Raw genomic sequence first — 20,107 nt, 5'->3', positions numbered from 1 at the left:
TTCTTAACGGGCTTTGTATCTTGAGTTAATTGAACACGCCCTAAACTCTGTGTAAAAAAGATAAACTTTTGCTAGACACAAGCGTCCTCGCAAAGTTTCCTATTTTTACTTTGAGTTCTTAACGGGCTTTGTATCTTGAGTTTGGGCTACAACTCACTGCCAATAAAACGAATCCAGTGGATTCGTTTTACCCGAGCCTAGAAACTGGAAAGCGAGGTTAAATCTCATTGGTTGCAAGTCAACCTGCTTCGATTGTCTAGATTGTCTAGGAGTTGCCAAACACCCTTATATTTTTGTTTAGAAAAGAGAGTTAGTATGACAAAACATATTCCAAATTTACAGGTTGCCCTTGATCATTCAGATTTGCAGGGAGCGGTTAAGGCTGCGGTATCCGTCGGTCATGAGGTTGATGTGATTGAAGCAGGAACTGTTTGCTTACTTCAGGTTGGGAGTGAGTTGGTAGAGGTGCTTCGCAGTCTCTTTCCTGATAAAATCATCGTAGCTGATACGAAGTGTGCAGATGCTGGTGGTACAGTTGCGAAAAATAATGCAGTGCGTGGTGCAGACTGGATGACTTGTATTTGTTCAGCGACGATTCCTACTATGAAAGCAGCCTTGAAAGCTATCCAAGAAATCCGTGGTGACAAGGGAGAAATTCAGGTAGAGCTCTACGGAGATTGGACCTATGAGCATGCTCAAATGTGGCTAGATGCAGGGATTTCTCAAGCCATTTATCACCAATCTCGTGACGCACTTCTTGCAGGTGAAACATGGGGTGAAAAAGACCTCAATAAGGTGAAAAAATTGATTGACATGGGCTTCCGTGTGTCTGTTACTGGTGGGCTTGATATTGATACCTTGAAACTCTTTGAAGGAGTGGATGTCTTTACTTTCATTGCTGGTCGTGGAATTACAGAAGCAGAAGATCCAGCTGCAGCAGCGCGTGCCTTCAAGGATGAAATCCGCCGTATTTGGGGGTAGGCCATGGCTAGACCGATTGGAATTTATGAAAAAGCAACGCCTAAGCACTTTACATGGTTAGAGCGTTTGGAGTTTGCAAAAGAACTGGGCTTTGACTTTGTGGAAATGTCGGTAGATGAAAGCGATGATCGGTTGGCGCGACTTGATTGGACCAAGGAAGAACGCTTGGAGATTGTCAAGGCAATTTACCAAACAGGGGTTCGCATTCCAACTATTTGTTTTTCTGGTCACCGTCGTTATCCACTGGGGTCAAATGATCCTGCTCTTGAAGCGAAGTCGCTTGAAACGATGCAAAAATGTATAGAGTTGGCACAGGATTTGGGAGTGCGCGTCATTCAACTGGCAGGTTATGATGTTTATTACGAAGAAAAATCACCAGCAACTCGTGAACGTTTCTTGAATAATTTACGCAAGGCATGTGATTGGGCAGAACAAGCTCAGGTGATGCTTGCTATTGAAATAATGGATGATCCGTTCATCAATAGTATTGAGAAATACTTGGCAGTTGCACATGAAATCAACTCACCTTATCTTTTTGTCTATCCAGATACGGGCAATCTCTCTGCTTGGCACAATGACTTATATAGCGAATTTGTCATTGGTCATCAAGCAATTGCAGCTCTTCATTTGAAAGATACCTATGCTGTAACGGAGACATCTAAGGGGCAATTCCGTGATGTACCTTTTGGGCAAGGGTGCGTTGATTGGGAAGATACGTTTGCTATTTTAAAGAAAACCAATTATCAAGGTCCATTTTTGATTGAAATGTGGTCTGAAAATTGTGAAACTGTAGAGGAGACACGGGCGGCTATCAAAGAAGCTCAGGCCTTCCTTTACCCATTGATTGAGAAAGCGGGGTTGAACTAAATGCCAAAATCATTAGAAGAAATGCGTAAGCGGGTCTATGAGGCTAATGTAGCCCTACCTGAACATGGGTTGGTTAAATTCACTTGGGGGAATGTTTCCGAGGTCTGTCGTGAATTGGGGCGGATTGTTATTAAACCATCTGGTGTAGATTATGACAAACTTAGTCCAGAGAACATGGTTGTGACGGATTTGGATGGAAATGTTGTTGAAGGGGAACTCAATCCATCATCTGACCTTGCGACCCATGTAGCACTTTACAAGGCCTGGCCAGAAATCGGTGCTGTTGTCCACACCCACTCGACAGAGGCAGTTGGTTGGGCACAGGCTGGACGTGATATTCCATTTTACGGAACAACTCATGCCGATTATTTCTATGGACCAGTTCCTTGTGCGCGTTCGCTCACAGCTGATGAAGTGAATACGGCCTATGAGAAAGAAACAGGTAGCGTCATTATTGAAACCTTTGCAGAACGTGGCATTGATCCTGTTGCAGTTCCAGGAATTGTTGTACGCAATCATGGACCATTTACTTGGGGGAAAGACCCTGCGCAGGCGGTTTACCATTCTGTTGTACTTGAAGAAGTCGCAAAGATGAACCGTTTCACTGAGCAAATCAATCCGCGCGTAGAGCCTGCTCCTAAGTACATCATGGATAAACATTACCTCCGCAAGCACGGTCCGAATGCCTATTATGGCCAGAAGGGTGATGCGCACTAAGACTTGGTTTGGATATAAAAGAGAGTGATCAAAGACAAGTGTAGAACCTGTATTCACAAGTAAAGTGCTTTTATGGAAGAGATTGTTTTTTAACTCATCCAGGCAGTTTTTGAGGAAATACTGACTGTATTTTGCAAAAAACGACCGATGAGGAGCTTAAAAACGATCCTTAGATAGAAGTGCTGAACTGTGAATACAGGTTCTAAATTCCCTCTCCTTAGTTTTACCCTCAAAAGTGGTATACTATTTATAGAACAAAAAGGAGATGAACAAAGTGGTTTTACTAGATAAGAGTAGCTATGAATTGCTGACCTATTTAATGCGATTGACAAATCCAGAAACGGTTATGAATATTTCACGGGTAATGGGTCAGTCTAGACGAAAAATCTATTATCATCTTGAGAAGATTAACGATTCTCTTCCTGATGAGATAGAGCCCATTGTTAGTCTTCCAAGAGTAGGGATTCTATTGTCGGAGGCTCAAAAGGAGGCCTGCCAAGTCCTATTAGACAGTGTGGACTCCTACAGCTATGTGATGAGTATGGAGGAGCGAATCCAGCTCATGACCATCTACATTGCCATTACTTCTGAACGTGTAACGATTGAAAAACTCATGGATTTAACGGATGTTTCCCGCAATACTGTTTTGAATGATTTGAGTGAGATTCGAGCGCAACTCACGACGGAGCAATTCAAGGTCTACCTCTATGCAACAAAATCAGAAGGGTATTTTTTCAAGTGTCATCCCCTCAATAAAATCCAATATATGCACTCGTTGCTTTATGATGTATTTTCAAATCCTAATGAGGGCTTTTTAACCATCCTGAACAAAAAGGTACCTTGCTTTGAAGGATGTGCCCTCTTATTTAGTTGGGACATTGTTGCCTTTTTGGCAGAACAAGTCAATCAGCTAGAAGTTGATTTGGGTAAAAAAATCAATCATTATGAGATTGAGTTTATGTTAAAGGTTTTGCCCTATCTCCTTCTTAGCTATCGCAATATGACCTTAAAATCTGTCGAACAAGCGGAAATTCAACGAGAATTTACCTTAATTCATAAACGGATTGAGTATAAAGCAGCTCAGAATTTGGCGGTCTCTCTTTTCGAACGCTTTGAGTTGGCACTTGATGAGATTGAGATTTCCTTGATTGCGATGCTTTTGTTGTCTTACCGAAAAGATAAAGATATCCATACAAATAGTCAGGACTTTGCAGAGATGAAAGAGGTCTTAGAGCGTTTTGTTGATGAGTTTTTACGTTGTTCAGCTTTTGAAATTGACAATCGTGAAACTCTGATGCGCAATTTAGTCATGCATGCTAAGGCCCTGTTATTTCGGAAGACCTACGGTATTTTGTCTAAAAATCCTTTGACAAGTCAGATTAAACAAAAATATAAGGACTTGTTTACCACGGTTAAAATGGTTGCCTCTTATACGTTAGAAGTAGAGTGGATGATCCAGATGAACGATGACGATATAGCTTATTTTACTATTCACATTGGGGGTGCACTAAGGCGCAGACCAATCAATGGCAAAGCTTTTCGGAATATTTATTTGGTCTGTGATGAGGGGGTAGGTGTTCAAAAACTATTGTATAAGCAGTGTCAAGTGTATCTACCAACAGATAGTATCCAGGCTGTTTTTACAACAGAGCAATTTCATAGTGTAGAAGATATTTTAGAGGTGGATTTGTTGATTTCCACCAGTGATAATCTGAGGGCGTCCTGTCCTATCTTGCAGGTTAGTCCTGTCTTAACGTATGAAGATGTGATGAAGTTGAGTTATTTTTTAACCTATCATACGATGAAAGACAGTGCTAAGCAAATTCAACCTCAGCTCTATCGACTGCTTTCGCGCTACATCTCAAAAGAAGAAGAGGTGAGAGAAGCTGCTGATAAGATCCAAGCACTATTTCAGAGCGATTTCTTTCTGGCAACTGTCGAAAATGGCGGGCTAAAAGATTTATATTAACATTGTGTAGAACTGGACGGAAGGTCCAGCTTTTTTAGGTTGATCTTATTTTATAGTAGATTGAAACAAATTTTTCAATTGCTTTTTATACGCCTTTTGTATCTTAATTTGGAAATAAAATGAGTGAAACTCGTGTCAAACGCTCTCACATCTTGTTTAATTGAGTTCGGACTAAAAATGGTAGAAAAAAGATGAATCGTATTGATGACTGGTGTCATCTTCTCCGATTCCCTATTTTTCTTTCCATTTTTTTAACGACCTCACATCTTAATTGAACTCGGGCGACGAGCTGTGCAAAAAGGAAATGCAAATGTTCTACTTTAGGAAGTAGGCTGAAAACCTCCACTGGAGGTTTTCACTCGTCGTATTTCCTATTTTTACCGTAGCTGTTGCAGGCTGTGCCTGCTTTACAGATACGGATGTCCTTTGGGTGCATTCGCTTTCTTAACGCCCTTTGTATCTTATTTAACTGAATTCGGACTAAAAATGGTAGAAAAAAGATGAATCGTATTGATGACTGGTGTCATCTTCTCCGATTCCCTATTTTTCTTTCCATTTTTTTAACGTCCTCACATCTTAATTGAACTCGGGCTAAAAGCTCGGAAAAAAGATAAACAATGAATAAGAGACATAGCTTATTTTATTGGCGGTAGCTAGCTGACTATTCACTGCATTTCATTTGTGACTAGCCTAGCTATCTTCGCCGGGGTCTCACGACGAAGTTGCAAGCAACTTCTGTTTGACCGCCTATTTTTCATTCGCTTTCTTAACGCCCTCGTATCTTATTTAATTGAACTCGAGCTACAACTCACTGTCAATAAAACGAATCCAGTGGATTCGTTTTACCCGAGCCTAGAAACTGGAAAGCGAGGTTAAATCTCATTGGTTGCAAGCCAACCTGCTTCGATTGTCTATTTTTTCTAGGAGTTGCTTCACCAGTCTCTTTCAGACTGGTGAAGGTTGGAAATAAAACGAGTGAAACTCGTGTCAAACGCTCTCGTATCTTATTTAATTGAACTCGGGCTAAAAGCTCGGAAAAAAGATAACTTCTTCTAGAAGCTCTAGCTTCTGCGAAGAACTTCCTATTTTTCATTCGCTTTCTTAACGCCCTCGTATCTTATGACAGTCCAAACGTGAACACAAGCCTGTGTTTTATTTGGTCTTTTTATGCGTAAATGAAAGCGTTATACTAAGGTCATACATAAGCTATCAGGAGGAACGATTATGGCAAAAGTGAATGACATCACAAGAGAATCATGGATTTTGAGTACATTCCCAGAATGGGGAACATGGCTCAACGAGGAAATCGAAGAAGAAGTGGTTCCAGAAGGAAACTTCTCTATGTGGTGGTTAGGGAATTGTGGTATTTGGCTCAAGACACCAGGTGGAGCAAATATCGTGATGGACCTTTGGTCAGCGCGTGGAAAATCCACTAAAAAAGTAAAAGATATGGTGCGTGGACACCAAATGGCAAATATGGCAGGGGTTCGTAAACTCCAACCAAACTTGCGTGTTCAGCCAATGGTCATTGATCCATTTGCAATCAATGAATTGGATTATTATCTTGTGTCTCACTTCCATAGTGACCACATTGACATCAATACAGCAGCAGCGATTGTCAACAATCCCAAATTGGATCATGTGAAATTTGTCGGACCTTACGAATGTGGAGAAATCTGGAAGAAGTGGGGTGTTCCAGAAGAGCGTATTATCATTGTAAAACCAGGGGACAGCTTTGAAATCAAGGACATGACAGTTCATGCGGTAGAATCGTTTGACCGTACTTGCTTGGTCACCCTCCCAGTAGAAGGAGCAGATGCTCAAGACGGTGAATTAGCAGGACTTGCGGTTACAGATGAGGAAATGGCGCGTAAGGCTGTAAACTATGTCTTTGAAACACCAGGTGGAACAGTATACCACGGTGCAGATTCACATTTCTCAAACTACTTTGCAAAACATGGTCGTGACTTCAAGATTGATGTTGCTTTGAATAACTATGGTGAAAACCCACTTGGTATCCAAGACAAGATGACTTCTATTGATCTTCTTCGTATGGCTGAAAATCTTCGTGCTAAGGTCATTATCCCAGTACACTACGATATTTGGTCAAACTTCATGGCTTCAACGGATGAAATTCTAGAGTTGTGGAAGATGAGAAAAGAACGTCTACAATACCAATTCCATCCATTCATCTGGGAAGTTGGTGGTAAATACACTTACCCAATGGATCAAGATCGGATTGAATACCATCACCCACGTGGATTTGATGATTGCTTCTTAGAAGATTCAAATATCCAATTCAAGGCCTTGCTATAAGAGAGTGTTCTAAATCTGTATCCACAGTATGGCTGATATCTAGTATTGTGTTTTCGCCCTCATCATTCATTTTTTAACATGCAGTCAAACTCCTAGATGAGCGAGAAAACCATCAGAATCAAGGTATCCGTGTGTGGCACAGGTTCTAACTAGCAATGACAAGAAGGGGGAAGTTCCCTTCTTTTTTGTAAATTGAGATTGGGGAAAAATTCTAGAATATAGAAAAAAGGCATGAAATGGTGTTGTCAAAAACGCTGATTTTACGCCTTTTAGACTATTCATTTCAGTCTACTACTCTTTAAAAATCAACAGGATACTTCGTCACCTTGCCTTGGTGAAGGCTCGTTCTACCTTCGGCTTCGATTATAAGGAAATGAGCGGTGCTACTCTCATTTCCAAGCTTTCACAATTCTTCATTGTGAAAGCTAGTCTACTTTTGATTTTTATTGAGTATAAGGATAGCCTGTTGTTAGTGGATACCTGATGGGATAAACGAACTTTGTATCTTGTGGATAGAAGCCCTTTAGGGATAGGCTGAAACATGCTACTAGAGCTTTTCACTCGTCAGATTTGCTATTTTTTGTAGGCATTGTGAAGTCTGTTCACTTTACGGATACGGAAGAAACTATCCAGTGGAGAGTTTCTTCTCATGGGACACTTTGAGCTTTAACAGTATAAGGATAGCTTGTTAAAGGTTGGAAATAAAACGAGTGAAAGTCGTGTCAAATGCTCGCGTATCTTAAATAAAAAATTTTTAGGAAATAATTTGACAAACTATGGAAAAATAGTTATAATAAAAAAGTAAATAAAAATAAAAGGAGAATGTTTATGTCACGTATTAAATTAACACCAGATGAGCTTCGCTCATCAGCTCTTCGTTATACTGAAGGCTCAGAAAATATTGACGCTATTTTATCAAGTTTGTCAAATGAGCAGTCAGTGATTCGTGAAAACTGGGAAGGTAGTGCTTTCGATAGTTTTGATGCACAATTTGAAGCTCTCAAACCAAAAATTGTTGAATTTTCTGAGCTGCTTCGTGACATCAATGCACAATTGAATAAAGTTGCTGATATTATTGAGCAAACGGATGCAGACATTGCAGCGCAAATCAATGGTTAAGGTTTGACGATGTTCAAATTCTAGGAGGGCAGCTGCCTTCCTATTTTTTGTAATATAAGGGGGAGCTACGGAGAGATGGACAAAAATCGTATAGTGAAATACGGAAAAAATATCTTGCTGGTTCTATTGTTATTGGTATCTGTCATAGGATTCAATATTGCAGTCCAACGAAATACAAGTGTTTCAAATCAGGAACGGCAAGCAAAAGAACGGAACGTAAAATTAAATATTGCAATTGTAAATGAAGACAATACCATTACGGCTAATGGGGTGAACTACAATCTTGGTGCCAGTTATGTCAAGAACATTGAGCGCAATACAGATCATAACTGGTCTACAGTTAGTCGCGGTACGGCTGATAAGGGTTTGAAAGAAGGAAACTATCAATTAGTTCTGACAATTCCAAGCGATTTTTCAACCAAGATTTTAGAGATCAATCATACCAATGTGGATAAGGCGACGATTACCTACAAGGTGAATGCGAATGGAAATCTTCAAGTTGAAAATGAAGCCCTAAAGGTTGCGAAAAACATCATAGCAGATTTACAAAGTCAATTGGTTGATATGTACATGGCTAGTATCTTGGGAAACCTCTATCAGGCGCAACGAAATGTACAGGCACTTTCAGATACGAAAGTGACAAATGTAGAGACTTTTCGGGGAAATATCTACCAGACAGCGGTTGATTTTAAAAGCCTCTTTCCGAATTTGGTAACAACAGCTGATGCTAGCCTGTCGGCAAATGATGGCTTAAAGGCGGCCCTAACAGGAAATGTTGCTATTTATGAAAATCTGAATACAGCGCAAACGGGTCTGAAAAGCAATCTCGGAGCCTTGCTTGAGCAGCGAAATCAAGGAAAGATTTCTCAAGAAGAGTTTACGGCAAGTCTTTTGGCGATGAATGGATCTGTTTTAAGTACGGAAACCACTCAATTGTTTACTACACTAAAGTCAACTCAAGACGCTTTGACTGCTCTAATCGGAACAACAAGTGAGAACCCGAAAGTGTCTGGTAATGGCTATGCGCAGCTAATTCGTGATTTGGAGCAAAATATTACAGATATACAGGAGGCGCTTGTAGCTGAGGAAGCGCAATTGGCGAAACACGAAGCAGACATTGACGAATTTGCTGATAAATACCTCGAAACCTATTATGGTGTCACAAATTCAGTTACCATCGAGACAGTCTTGAATAAGAGTACGGACTTACCGATTTCACTGGCGAAGTATCAGGCTGATTTGGATCAGCTGATTCAAGCACAACTGGCTACTCTACCGAGCCTTGATCCCACAGAACCCAACTTAGCCGACTACTTAAATAAATTAAATCCAACTACAACAAGTGGGATTCAATTTGATACAGCTTTTGCGACGGCAACTTTTGGTGAAATTCCTGTTAACTCAACCGTTCTTTCGGAGTTAGAGCAGTTGTCTGCTCAACTGAATTCTTATATTCAAGCTGATACGAATTTTCAAGTACCAAACAACACGACAAAAGCGACTGTCACGCTTGAGATTCCAGAAGATTTTCAATTGCAATCGTGGACATTGAATGGGCAGTCTTATACAGATAGGAGTATCACTGCCGACCTACAAAAGGAAAACACTTTGTCGGTGGAATTAGCTTATAATAAGGAGATGACGACTGTTACGACTGTTGTCGGGGAGGCAACAGATTTGCTTCCTCCAGCAACAACATCTTCCACTGAGCTAGCCACGGTAGGTGTAAAAATCAACAATAGTGAGGTGACAGCAGTCCATGTTGACTGGTCAGCTTATCGTAAGGAACAAGAAGAGTATCGTAAGGCAGAGGCTGCTTACGCAGCAAAAGTTCAGGAAGTTGTGACCAATTATCAAAGGGCAACGGCCCTGATCAATGCTTTTTATCCAGTGGTAGATGTAGAAACGAATAAGCGAGATAGCTTGTCAAATGCTTTCTTTAAACAGGATGCAAAATCACTGTTGAAGTCCTTGCTAACAAGCACTATGACAGCGAACTTGAAGTCCTATACGGATGCTATTTCCCAAGAAAAATTATTGAAGGATAACTTGACAGCCTTAGAGGCTAAGAAAGGTCCGCTGAAAGAACAGTTGCTCCAGATTACGACTACGAACCAAGACTTAACGCGCCAAATTTCGGATCAGTTGGCGTTCTTGGAGGCGTTTAGGAATCGTGCTCAAGCAATCACTGAAGGACAAGAGAAGCAGGTAGCCTTTCAAGGAGGGGTAGATGCTGACTTGACAGCTCTAGCAAGAGAATTAGATGCCTCACTCACCATCACAGATAATGTAAAAAGCCTATCTACTCAAAACGTGGAAGAAGCGACAAATGTGAATCGTATTTTTGCTAACTTTAGTAAAGATATCCAGTCAGCTCAAGCTAGTGGGGAGCAACTTTCCTTAGAAGCAACCGCTTTGATGAAGCGTTTTGAAGATGAGTTATCAGAAAATGGAACCTTTGTTGCAACTTTCACTTCTGTATTGAGCAATGCCTATGAAAATGGTGTACCAAATGAGGTCTTATTGGATTTCCTTTCTTCTCCTTTGACAGAGTCAGCTTCGTCTGTACGGGCAACAGTTAATACCTATCGACCCTTCACTTGGATTTTGCTACTTGAAATGGTTGCACTCTTCACCGCCTATATTTTTGGGACTCACCGTGTGATAAAAGCTGTAAAAGATCAGTTTAAGGTAAACAAATTAGAAGATACGGACTTGGTGACCGTGCTTATTCTGAGTCTGTTGGCGATTGCTATGGGAACCCTAATTGGCATGGTCTCTAGTCAACAATTAGCGATTGATAGCGAGTTGATTCCCACTTGGGTCTTGATGCTTGCCCTCTTTAGTCTCCTACTGGTTCAAGGTCAATATTTGTTGATTAAAAATGCACGGGGGCTTGGTATGGGCTTGAGTTTCTTCATGGTCATTAGTTTCATCTATCTATCGAATGCTATTGGAACCACTGCTAGTTTAACAGGCTTACCTGCAGCTCTGAAGGCTATGAATCCCTTATCTGTTTTAGAAAGTAGCTTATCTGGATATTTTGATGGAGAAGCAGCAGGATTGACAATGCTTGTCACCAGTCTTGTGTTAGGTGTGGGTCTCTCCTTGTTAAATGCCTTTGTGGATAAAGAAAAGCTATTGAAGAAGAGGGAGCAATGAAAAAGAGATTGATGTTTCCTGCTTATGTGCTCCTATTCTTACCGCAGCTAGTGGGTGCGACAGAGCTAGGAGATGCAAATTTATACATTGACAGTTCACGTATCGAACAAGAAGCAGAGTTGAAGCTAGGAAGTCAGGATCAGCTGATCCAATTCCTCTTTCGTGCCAAGGAGCAAGAGGATTTGGTGATGGGCAAGGAGGCAGAGCGTTCCTTGCTCCAAGCTCAACAAGCTAGTTTGTTTCAAGTTGGAGAAAAACCTAGCACAGATATTTTACAGGTAGGAACCTTGTTTACTAATAACAGCCATAAGAATAGGACTACGAAAGTGGATGGCATTTCCAACGGAAGTCCAACTGGGTTTTTGTCTGGATTCTTGTTTACGATGTTGGTTGTAGGTATCCTAACCGTGGCGAGTTTGGCAACTTACTTAGTCAGTAAGAAAGAGATAGAAGATCCATATTAGAAAATAGTGATACTCTTCAAAAACAAAATTCAAACCTCATCAGCGTTTGCCTTTGATTTTTAGTGAGTATGATGGAAAAATGAGGGAGATAAGATGGCAACTCATATCAATATTACCCTGCATTATAAGGGAAAAGTGAGAGATGTGCGTATACCAGTCCGAATTGAAGTGAGAAAGCTAATCAAAGAGTTGGACGGTATTTTCGGAGAAAGCCAAGAGCGGGCAAAATACCAGCTTCATGTTGTCAATAAAGGGCTTATTCTGGATGAAGGGAAATTCTTGGTAGATTATCCAGTGACTACGGGAGATATTGTCAAAATGATGGAGGTAAGAGGGTGAAAGAAGAAGGATTTGAATTTGATGGTCAGGTGTTCCGCTTCTATAAAGGAGAGGAAACTTGGCAATTGGATGTGAAACGCTCAGATGTAGCCAGTCAGGATTTGTCGGAGCTGATGTTGCTGGATCTGCACCATCCGATGTTTTTAAGACAAGAAATGTCCTTTGATGAGGATACGGTACATTTTACCTATCACCTAGAACCTTTTGGTCAATCTTTTGAAGCGCTCAAGAAAAAAGAGATGTCTGAAAAATTCCGTCTATCCCTAAATATGTTGGAGTTAAGAGGTGCTCTCAGACTTCCAATTACCTTCTTTTTGCATCCGACAAATGTCTTTGTGACCAAAGATGGACGGGCTAAGTTGGCTTATCGGGCTATTCCTGAAATGATGGTGCCTCAGCAGTTGAATGAAGAGGAGGTACTCAAACAGCTTAAGTCCTATATCCTTGCTTTGTTCACAGACTTTGACTTCATGGATTTATACAATGGTTCGCTAGAGGTGGTACCAGTACCGGAATTTTTGGTAAGTATCCGAAATGCCCACTCTATGGATGACTTGGAGCAGTTACTGCAGGGCTTTTTCTGCGATAAACGAGAGGAAGAAGACGCAACCCTGACACGGGTATCTCGTGCGAAACACCGCTTTTATCGATATGCGACCATCTGGTTATCTGCCGTGGCAAGTTTGCTCTTGCTCCCATTGATCTACCTCATCTTTCTCCACAATCCCTTTAAGGAAAAAATGCTTGACGCTGACACCGCCTTTATCAAGGTGGATTATCCAGGAGTGATCAGTGAGTTGGAGCGCGTGTCCTTGTCCAGTTTGCCTTATACCCAAAAGTACACCCTGGCTTATGCCTATATTCAAGGCTTGGATCTAAATGGTGAACAGCGCTCTGTTATTTTAAACAATGTCACTCTGAAGTCTGATGAGCAGTATTTGGATTATTGGATAGAGATTGGTCGAGGAAATAGCCAAGAGGCTCTGGATTTGGCAAAGCGCTTGGATGATTCGGATTTGATTTTGTATGCTCTTTACCAGCAAATGGAGCAGATTCGTGAGGATACGAGCCTTTCTGGAGAGGAGCGAGAAACGAGACTGGAAGAATTGAAATCTGAATATCAAAAATATTGGGATACAAGGACAACTATTCTAAATGATGCGACTAATGAGGAGGCTGGTAGCTCTTCTTCAGAGGCTAAGACCACTTCATCAACATCAGCATCGACAGCTCGGTCGCGTTCAAGTGAGGAATAAGCCATGGAACAGACAGTAGTATTTTATAAGGGTGGCTACCGTTATCTTGTCAATTTTATCTCGGGAAAGGAGATCATTTTAGACAAGTCAGACAAGGCTCAGATCTTTATAGGAAATATGGATGGAGCCTTAGTGCTGCGACTAGAATCTCAAGGGATTGTTTATCGTTATCTAGATAGCGAAGGACAGGTGGAATCCGGTCTTAGACTAGCTGGTGGGAAACTGTATATCCTTTCTGAAGAGCAGACGATTCTTGATCCTTTGGACAAGCAAGAGTTGACCATTGGCTCTCACCCTGGCAATAGCTTTGTGGTGGGAGAAGGTATCTGTCGTCTTCTACTCAAACGGACAGAACGTTCATGGAAGCTTCACCGTTTGGAGGGGGATGTCTATCTCAATAATCGCCTCCTAGAAGAGGAGGAAGTGGACTTGGAGCTTGGAGATGAGTTAACCTTTGAAGGAAGTTTTTTCAAGTTCTATACGAATGAGATTGTCGTCCAAGGACCAGTTGGTATCAGTCCGGAATTGGTACGGAAGTCGTCCTCGCAGTATGCTTTTTATGAGGATTACCCAGATTATCATCGTTCTCCACGAATCATTTATCGGAGTTCGGAGGAGCGAATTGCAATCAATGCGCCGTCGTCTGCCCCTTCTAAACCGGCAGATGGCTTGCTTAAGTTGATTCTACCCCCTCTTATGATGGTGGGCATCACCTTCGTCATTATGATTTTTCAGCCTCGAGGGCTCTATGTTCTTGCGACGATTGGTATGTCTTTTGTGACGACGGGAATCTCTATTTCGAGTTATTTCAAGGGGCGCAAAGAGTATCAAAAAGAGCTGAGCGATCGCAAACATCTCTACCATGACTATCTGGCGGATAAGGCTAAGGAGCTGGCGAGACTATCCAAGGTTCAAAAGGATGGGCAGCTCTACCACTATCCCTCCATTGAAACCTTGGTAGACTTGGCAGAAAGCTATGACCACCGAATCTATGAAAAGACTCCCTTGCACTTTGACTTCCTCTATTATCGTCTAGGCTTGGGCAATGTTCCGGTCAGTTATGACCTGAACTATGCGCAGACCGAGCGTTCAGGAAAGCGCGATCCGCTTGAGTTGGAGGGCTTCCGCCTTTATGAGCGTCATAAGACCTTGTCAGATATGCCGATTGTAGCCAATCTCTCGCATGGTCCTGTGGGCTATATCGGTCCTCGTGCCTTAGTGATTGAACAACTCCAGCTCTTGGTCAACCAAATTGCCCTGTTTCATTCTTATCATGATGTGCAAATGATTACCATTATGCCCGAGGAAGAAAAAGCAGAGTGGGATTGGATGCGCTTCTTACCCCATGCGACCCTGCAGGATCTGAATGTACGTGGCTTTGTCTATAACCAACGGACGCATGATCAGGTCTTAAATTCCTTGAATCAGATCTTGAAGTTGCGTAAGGCACAGAAAGAAGAGAAGGCCAATCGAGAGTCTACCCTTTTTAGCCCGCATTATGTGGTCTTTATCACAGACGAAAAATTGATTTTAGACCATGTGATTATGGAGTTCTTTACCGAGGATCCAACGGATTTGGGCTGTAGCTTGATTTTTGTGCAGGATGTGATGTCTTCTCTATCTGAAAATATTAAGACCATCATCAATATCAAGGATAGAAATACCGGTCAGTTGGTGCTGGAAGAAGGGCAGTTGCGGGAAATTGACTTTGCCCTTGACCATTTCCCGGTAGGCTATGATAAGGAGTGCTTGGTTCGTCGCTTGGCTCCGCTCAACCACTTGCAGAATCTCAAGTCCTCCATTCCAGAAATGGTGACCTTTATGGAGATGTACGGGGCAGAGACCTTCGAGGATTTAGGTGTTCTGGAGCGTTGGGAGAGCCATGCGCCTTATAAGAGTTTGGCGGTACCGCTTGGTCTTCGTGGGAAGGAGGATGTGGTCTATCTGAACTTGCACGAGAAGGCTCATGGTCCCCATGGATTGGTGGCTGGGACGACCGGTTCTGGTAAGTCAGAAGTGATCCAGTCTTATATTTTGAGCCTTGCGGTCAACTTTCATCCGCATGATGTTGCTTTCCTGCTCATTGACTATAAGGGTGGGGGTATGGCGAATCTCTTCAAGGACCTGCCTCACCTGCTTGGAACCATTACCAACTTGGATGGGGCTCAGTCCATGCGGGCCTTGGTGTCTATCAATGCGGAGTTGAAGCGCAGGCAGCGTTTGTTTGCAGAGAATCACGTCAACCATATCAACCAGTATCAGAAGAAGTATAAGCTAGGCGAAGTGTTAGAGCCTATGCCCCATCTGTTCTTGATATCCGATGAGTTCGCAGAGCTCAAGACCAACCAACCGGACTTTATGAAGGAGTTGGTCTCAACAGCTCGTATCGGGCGTTCCTTGGGAATTCACCTTATCCTTGCGACCCAGAAGCCGTCGGGTGTGGTCGATGACCAGATCTGGTCCAATTCCCGCTTTAAGCTAGCCTTGAAGGTGGCAGATCGGAGTGATTCCATGGAGATGCTTAAGACACCAGATGCGGCAGAGATTACGCAGGTTGGTCGATGCTACCTCCAAGTGGGAAACAATGAGGTCTATGAACTCTTCCAGTCTGCTTGGTCGGGAGCCGATTACCAGCCGGACAAGGACGAGCAAGGGATTGAAGATCATACAATCTATGCGATCAACGATCTTGGCCAGTATGAGATTTTAAATGAAGACCTATCTGGTCTGGATCAGGCGGAGTCAATCAAGGAGGTTCCAAGTGAGCTTTACGCCCTTGTGAGCAAGATAAAAGAGTTGACCGAGCGCTTGTCTATCAAGGCTCTGCCCCAACCATGGTTGCCACCACTTTCCAAGAAAATTTTTCTACAAGACCTCCGTCCGCAAGGTTTCAAGGAGCTGTGGAGGCAGTCGAGTGATCTTGTTGCGATACTTGGTATGGTGGATATCCCAAGTCGCCAGAGCCAAGAGGTCTTGAAGCATGACTTTGAAAAGGATGGGCATATCGCCCTCTTCTCCAGTCCAGGTATGGGGAAATCAACTTTCTTACAAAGTTTAGTGATGGACTTAGCGCGACAATTGACACCAGAAGACCTGCATTTCTACCTCTTGGACTTTGGGACAAATGGCTTATTGCCGCTTAAAAATGTACCACATGTAGCGGATTATATCCTATTAGATGAGATAGAAAAGTTACAAAAACTTTCTCGCTTAATATTAGAGGAGATTCGAAATAGGAAGAAACTCTTTAGTCATCAGTCTGTTGCCAATGCTCAAATGTATCGACAAGTGTCGGAGCAACAGTTGCCCACTATTTTGCTTATTTTAGACAACTACGACGGTTTGAAAGGAAGTCCAGCCGAATCGGTCATTGATAATCTATTACAAATTGTGGCTCGAGAAGGAGCTAGCTTGGGGATTTATTTATCAATGACAGCGGCTCGATTTGGGACTCTTCGAGCGACCCTATCTGCTAATATTAAACAACGGTTGTCCTTGAAATTGAATGATGATATGGAGTCGCGTACAATTGTTGGGCGAACAAGTCTGACCATTGAAGATATTCCTGGTCGAGGGTTGGTATATATCGAACAGCCAGAAATTTTCCAAGTGGCATTGCCGACCCTTGGAGAGGATGAAGTGAATGTGTTGGAAAATCTAACATTAGAGAGACAAGCAATGCACCAATACTTTACAGGCACACTTCCAACGGGAATCCCTGTTGTACCGGATCAACTTATCCCTCATCAATTTATGTCCATGGTGAATACGAAGGAAGCAATTGCTGCAAATCTACTTCCAATTGGTATAGAGTTTGAACATGTTCAGACAGTCTCACTGCCTTTGGAGCGACTAAAGCATGTGATGTTATTTGTTGAAAAAGAGATTCCAAAACGAATACTTGTCAAACACTGTTTGAATCTATTGGCAGGAACTATTGATAAGTCCCAAGTGACATTTATTGACAGCTTAGATGAATATTCGGAAGAAAGGGTACGATTTGGGGAGTATTACCATAGTGAATCTGACTATGATGGCTTGATTTCAGAATGGAAAGAGGCTGTCATGCAGGCACGTCGCCAGAGGGTGAACTTAAATAAATATATCGTCCTTGGTGACTTAGCAAGCTTTATTGCAGCAACTGCTCTGTCTGATAATGACTTTGCAATGTTGTATGAAGAAGGGCAAAAAGTTGGGTTCCATTTGATTTATACTGTGACCAAGGCCTTTATGTCTCTAAGCTCTCCTCTTACACGTTATCTAAAAGGGAAAGTTGATATAGCTCTGATTTCGATGAAGTTAGGTAGTCAAACGGTATTCACTAGAAGTCAAACAGGTGCAGAAGCTGATTTAGCCTATGATGAGATCTACCTACATTATAAGGATATACAGACTAAATTGAAAATTACTAAAGGAGGAGAGATAGAATGACAGAAAAACAAGATAAGACGTTAACACTTGAGGAGTATTTGCAGATTCGGAGTGAATCAAGGGTAGCTACTATTTTATTCTGCATCTACACTATTCTTTTTGCGGCAGGGGGATTCTACCTAGTATTAAAAGGCGGACGTGCACATCTGTATACGTCTATTGGAATGACTATCTATCTGGCATTGGGGATAAAAATTTTCGTTCCGCCCTTTCATAGAAAAGCCTATCTTGAATTAGCGCAACCAGAATTAAAGACCTACCCTTCTAAAAAAGGTTTATTATCTTCTCGTTTTATGCTTAGTCAATTAGGGGCTTACGGGTTCGGATGTATTGTCCTATTGATTGTACTGACGCAAGCCCTATCTGCGATTCACCCAAAAGTGAAAATGATAGACTTGCCAGATATTAAGACGTCAACAACTGAATCAAGCACCATTCCACCAAGTTTGAACATAAAGGATCATAATGAATAGGAGGATAGGAGATGACATCATCAAGAGATGCTGCATTGAGAACGAGTATATCGAATTTAGAGTATGAAAAAGCAAAGTATGTACGTGTCCGAGATGCTATTTCCAATAATCATTTAAGTACGAAACAAGATTTGACAAGTCTAAAAGAGTACATAGAGCATTGTGAGCAGTTAATAGAGATTATGGATGGTGAGCCAGGCTATGCTTATCTATCTAATTTTAGATCAAAATTACAAGAGGATAAGGATACGATGAAGGAATATTACTCTTATTGCAAAGATGCAAATTGTTCTTTTATGACTTTGTATGATGACTTAAAAACCGAAATTTCAAGTCTTAATGAACAAATTTCATCTCAGAAGAGTGAGTACAATGATGGCAAGCCTTTTTGGGAATGGATATGGTAGAGAGGTTGGCTTATGGCGATGAATACAGATATAAATAGTATTGATGAACAGTATACAAACGATACCATTGACTTTAACGATGCTCAATTAGGAGCCTTAATTTCTGAACTAGAAAATACGATAGAGCATTTAGAGACGATTCGTAGTGAACTGGATTCAATGGAAAAGTATGAGTCTAGTTGGAAAGGCAAGAGTAAGACAACGTATGAGGATTTGAAATCTTTTATTACCCAATACCAAAAAGATTATTTGTCGAGTGTCAAAGAACTGAAAAAAACGGCTACAGGGCTAGAAACGTTACTGGGGAGCATCGCAAATGCAAAGGTGATAAAGGAGATTGATAACGCATGAAGTTTACTTTAGAAGCACTTTACCTTTTACACATGTATAATGAATATAGTGACGATCTCGCTTTTTTACCCCTGGAATCTGAAGACGGATTGAATCGAAAAGACCTGCTTCGAAAAACGATTTCGAAGGGGTATCAAGATTTACAGGATATGGGCTTAATCATTGATCAGAGCGTGACGGAAGACTGTGTTCGATTTGGTCAATATTTAAGGGACTACCATCAGTCCTCCTATCATTATAGTATTGATCAGACTTATTTTGTGGCACCAGAAGTGGATGAATACAAGAGGATGTCGGTTGTATTGCATCGTTTAGATGATGGTTCTTACTTCTTAGATCGGATTACCAGTGTTATTTTATGGGGCTATATTCAAGAAGGTCATCAGATTTTACATCACTTGGATGATAAAGTAAAAGACTATATGCACTTTGATTGGGAACCTTACTCTGCTTTTAGGACAGTGATGAAGTTTGGAAACTCCGATGCTCTCCGATTGACCATCATGGAATATGGGAATGTCCAAGAAGATGTAGTCTATATGGATCTTGAAGATATTTTATATGAGTACAGTATTCCTCGACAAGAACGTCGTTCAATAGATAGTCAAGATATGGTGACGATGTTGATGAAAAAAGGGAAAGTGAGGTTGTAATATGGTAGAAAAGATTTCAATTGATTTAACTGATCAGGAAATGATGATGCACCATGCAACTCAGCTTTTAGTGGCAGCGGGTAGTGCCTCAGCGAGCATTGAAAATGCGGTAAAGACCTATAAGGAACTCTCTGGTAACGGTTCGTTTAAGGATATCTATCTAGGTGAAGGAAATGACGGTTTTATACGCTATATTTTAAAAGCTCAGGATTTGGTTACCCTAGCCGAAGTACTCTATACGCATGTGGAACATACCTATTCCAAGATGATTGATGTGGATAAAATGATAGCAGTTCAGATAGCTAATGATTACTATCTAAACAATCCTGAGATACCGAATGAAACAAAAGACTATATTCGAAGTCATCCTCAAGAAGCACTTGATGAAATCAAAACAGCCTATAAACTTCAATCTGCTGGAAAGGGGGACTGAGATGTCAACTTATCATAGTCATAAACGTGATTTTGAATCCCAGGCCTATCTTTCTACCCAGAAAGGTTTGGTAGAGCGGATGTTAAGGGAGATTGATGAGGCAGGTGCGGCTGTTCAGTCAGAGGGTCTAGACTATTTGTATGTCGCTCAAGGAGAGGCCAGCTTAGGT

At 41.6% G+C, this 20,107-nt stretch carries 16 protein-coding genes; all 16 read left to right on the top strand.

What is annotated here, in order from left to right; all coding sequences use genetic code 11:
• Positions 1 to 315 precede the first annotated feature (315 nt).
• The 16 genes from ACVPON_RS05325 to ACVPON_RS05250 all read left to right on the top strand — a co-directional run bounded on the left by ACVPON_RS05325 (position 316) and on the right by ACVPON_RS05250 (position 19,938).
• Positions 316 to 981 carry a 3-keto-L-gulonate-6-phosphate decarboxylase UlaD gene (locus tag ACVPON_RS05325; RefSeq protein ID WP_462876893.1) on the top strand — a complete coding sequence of 222 codons (666 nt, stop codon included), beginning with the start codon at positions 316 to 318 and terminating at the stop codon, positions 979 to 981.
• 3 nt (positions 982 to 984) lie between these two features.
• The gene (locus tag ACVPON_RS05320; RefSeq protein ID WP_462876890.1) at positions 985 to 1,848 is read left to right on the top strand and encodes an L-ribulose-5-phosphate 3-epimerase; all 864 of its coding nucleotides are present in this window, start codon (positions 985 to 987) and stop codon (positions 1,846 to 1,848) included.
• Complete coding sequence (locus ACVPON_RS05315; protein ID WP_462876888.1) at positions 1,849 to 2,565, top strand: L-ribulose-5-phosphate 4-epimerase; 717 nt, start codon at positions 1,849 to 1,851, stop codon at positions 2,563 to 2,565. It abuts the gene before it with no gap.
• A 274-nt stretch (positions 2,566 to 2,839) separates the two neighbouring features.
• Positions 2,840 to 4,534 carry a BglG family transcription antiterminator gene (locus ACVPON_RS05310; protein ID WP_462876886.1) on the top strand — a complete coding sequence of 565 codons (1,695 nt, stop codon included), beginning with the start codon at positions 2,840 to 2,842 and terminating at the stop codon, positions 4,532 to 4,534.
• Between the two features lie 1,224 nt (positions 4,535 to 5,758).
• Positions 5,759 to 6,850 carry an L-ascorbate 6-phosphate lactonase gene (gene ulaG / locus ACVPON_RS05305; RefSeq protein WP_462876884.1) on the top strand — a complete coding sequence of 364 codons (1,092 nt, stop codon included), beginning with the start codon at positions 5,759 to 5,761 and terminating at the stop codon, positions 6,848 to 6,850.
• 828 nt (positions 6,851 to 7,678) lie between these two features.
• Complete coding sequence (locus tag ACVPON_RS05300) at positions 7,679 to 7,969, top strand: WXG100 family type VII secretion target (protein ID WP_462876882.1); 291 nt, start codon at positions 7,679 to 7,681, stop codon at positions 7,967 to 7,969.
• A gap of 75 nt (positions 7,970 to 8,044) precedes the next feature.
• Positions 8,045 to 11,131, top strand: coding sequence for a type VII secretion protein EsaA (gene esaA, locus ACVPON_RS05295; RefSeq protein WP_462876880.1), 3,087 nt, complete (start codon positions 8,045 to 8,047; stop codon positions 11,129 to 11,131).
• Entirely contained in the window at positions 11,128 to 11,595 is a 468-nt protein-coding gene (locus ACVPON_RS05290; protein WP_462876878.1) for a type VII secretion protein EssA, read from the top strand. The genes esaA and ACVPON_RS05290 overlap by 4 nt, the downstream gene beginning before the upstream one ends.
• 93 nt (positions 11,596 to 11,688) lie before the next feature.
• The gene (locus ACVPON_RS05285) at positions 11,689 to 11,934 is read left to right on the top strand and encodes an EsaB/YukD family protein (protein ID WP_462876876.1); all 246 of its coding nucleotides are present in this window, start codon (positions 11,689 to 11,691) and stop codon (positions 11,932 to 11,934) included.
• Positions 11,931 to 13,190 (top strand): type VII secretion protein EssB, encoded by a 1,260-nt coding sequence (gene essB / locus ACVPON_RS05280; RefSeq protein WP_462876874.1) that lies wholly within the window; start codon positions 11,931 to 11,933, stop codon positions 13,188 to 13,190. The genes ACVPON_RS05285 and essB overlap by 4 nt, the downstream gene beginning before the upstream one ends.
• A 3-nt stretch (positions 13,191 to 13,193) precedes the next feature.
• Complete coding sequence (gene essC / locus ACVPON_RS05275; RefSeq protein WP_462876872.1) at positions 13,194 to 17,621, top strand: type VII secretion protein EssC; 4,428 nt, start codon at positions 13,194 to 13,196, stop codon at positions 17,619 to 17,621.
• The gene (locus ACVPON_RS05270) at positions 17,618 to 18,094 is read left to right on the top strand and encodes a hypothetical protein (protein WP_462876869.1); all 477 of its coding nucleotides are present in this window, start codon (positions 17,618 to 17,620) and stop codon (positions 18,092 to 18,094) included. Before essC ends, ACVPON_RS05270 begins: the two co-directional genes overlap by 4 nt.
• 11 nt (positions 18,095 to 18,105) lie before the next feature.
• Positions 18,106 to 18,501: a hypothetical protein gene (locus ACVPON_RS05265; protein ID WP_462876867.1), complete on the top strand. Its 396-nt coding sequence runs from the start codon at positions 18,106 to 18,108 to the stop codon at positions 18,499 to 18,501.
• 12 nt (positions 18,502 to 18,513) lie between these two features.
• Positions 18,514 to 18,852, top strand: coding sequence for a WXG100 family type VII secretion target (locus ACVPON_RS05260; RefSeq protein ID WP_462876865.1), 339 nt, complete (start codon positions 18,514 to 18,516; stop codon positions 18,850 to 18,852).
• Positions 18,849 to 19,505, top strand: a complete 657-nt coding sequence (locus tag ACVPON_RS05255; protein WP_462876863.1) for a hypothetical protein — start codon at positions 18,849 to 18,851, stop codon at positions 19,503 to 19,505. Before ACVPON_RS05260 ends, ACVPON_RS05255 begins: the two co-directional genes overlap by 4 nt.
• Position 19,506: 1 nt before the next feature.
• Positions 19,507 to 19,938 carry a hypothetical protein gene (locus ACVPON_RS05250; protein WP_462876861.1) on the top strand — a complete coding sequence of 144 codons (432 nt, stop codon included), beginning with the start codon at positions 19,507 to 19,509 and terminating at the stop codon, positions 19,936 to 19,938.
• Positions 19,939 to 20,107: the final 169 nt, after the last annotated feature.

Source organism: Streptococcus sp. 1F3, assembly GCF_054968985.1.
This window is presented reverse-complemented; position numbering and strand designations above follow the sequence as displayed.

Bases quoted from the DNA above. Each gene is read 5' to 3' on its own strand.
- ACVPON_RS05320 (WP_462876890.1), top strand. From the start codon at position 985: ATGGCTAGACCGATTGGAATTTATGAAAAAGCAACGCCTAAGCACTTT.
- ACVPON_RS05260 (WP_462876865.1), top strand. From the start codon at position 18,514: ATGGCGATGAATACAGATATAAATAGTATTGATGAACAGTATACAAAC.
- ACVPON_RS05290 (WP_462876878.1), top strand. From the start codon at position 11,128: ATGAAAAAGAGATTGATGTTTCCTGCTTATGTGCTCCTATTCTTACCG.
- ACVPON_RS05250 (WP_462876861.1), top strand. From the start codon at position 19,507: ATGGTAGAAAAGATTTCAATTGATTTAACTGATCAGGAAATGATGATG.
- ACVPON_RS05315 (WP_462876888.1), top strand. From the start codon at position 1,849: ATGCCAAAATCATTAGAAGAAATGCGTAAGCGGGTCTATGAGGCTAAT.
- ACVPON_RS05255 (WP_462876863.1), top strand. From the start codon at position 18,849: ATGAAGTTTACTTTAGAAGCACTTTACCTTTTACACATGTATAATGAA.
- esaA (WP_462876880.1), top strand. From the start codon at position 8,045: ATGGACAAAAATCGTATAGTGAAATACGGAAAAAATATCTTGCTGGTT.
- ACVPON_RS05285 (WP_462876876.1), top strand. From the start codon at position 11,689: ATGGCAACTCATATCAATATTACCCTGCATTATAAGGGAAAAGTGAGA.
- ACVPON_RS05300 (WP_462876882.1), top strand. From the start codon at position 7,679: ATGTCACGTATTAAATTAACACCAGATGAGCTTCGCTCATCAGCTCTT.
- ulaG (WP_462876884.1), top strand. From the start codon at position 5,759: ATGGCAAAAGTGAATGACATCACAAGAGAATCATGGATTTTGAGTACA.
- essC (WP_462876872.1), top strand. From the start codon at position 13,194: ATGGAACAGACAGTAGTATTTTATAAGGGTGGCTACCGTTATCTTGTC.
- ACVPON_RS05265 (WP_462876867.1), top strand. From the start codon at position 18,106: ATGACATCATCAAGAGATGCTGCATTGAGAACGAGTATATCGAATTTA.
- ACVPON_RS05325 (WP_462876893.1), top strand. From the start codon at position 316: ATGACAAAACATATTCCAAATTTACAGGTTGCCCTTGATCATTCAGAT.
- ACVPON_RS05270 (WP_462876869.1), top strand. From the start codon at position 17,618: ATGACAGAAAAACAAGATAAGACGTTAACACTTGAGGAGTATTTGCAG.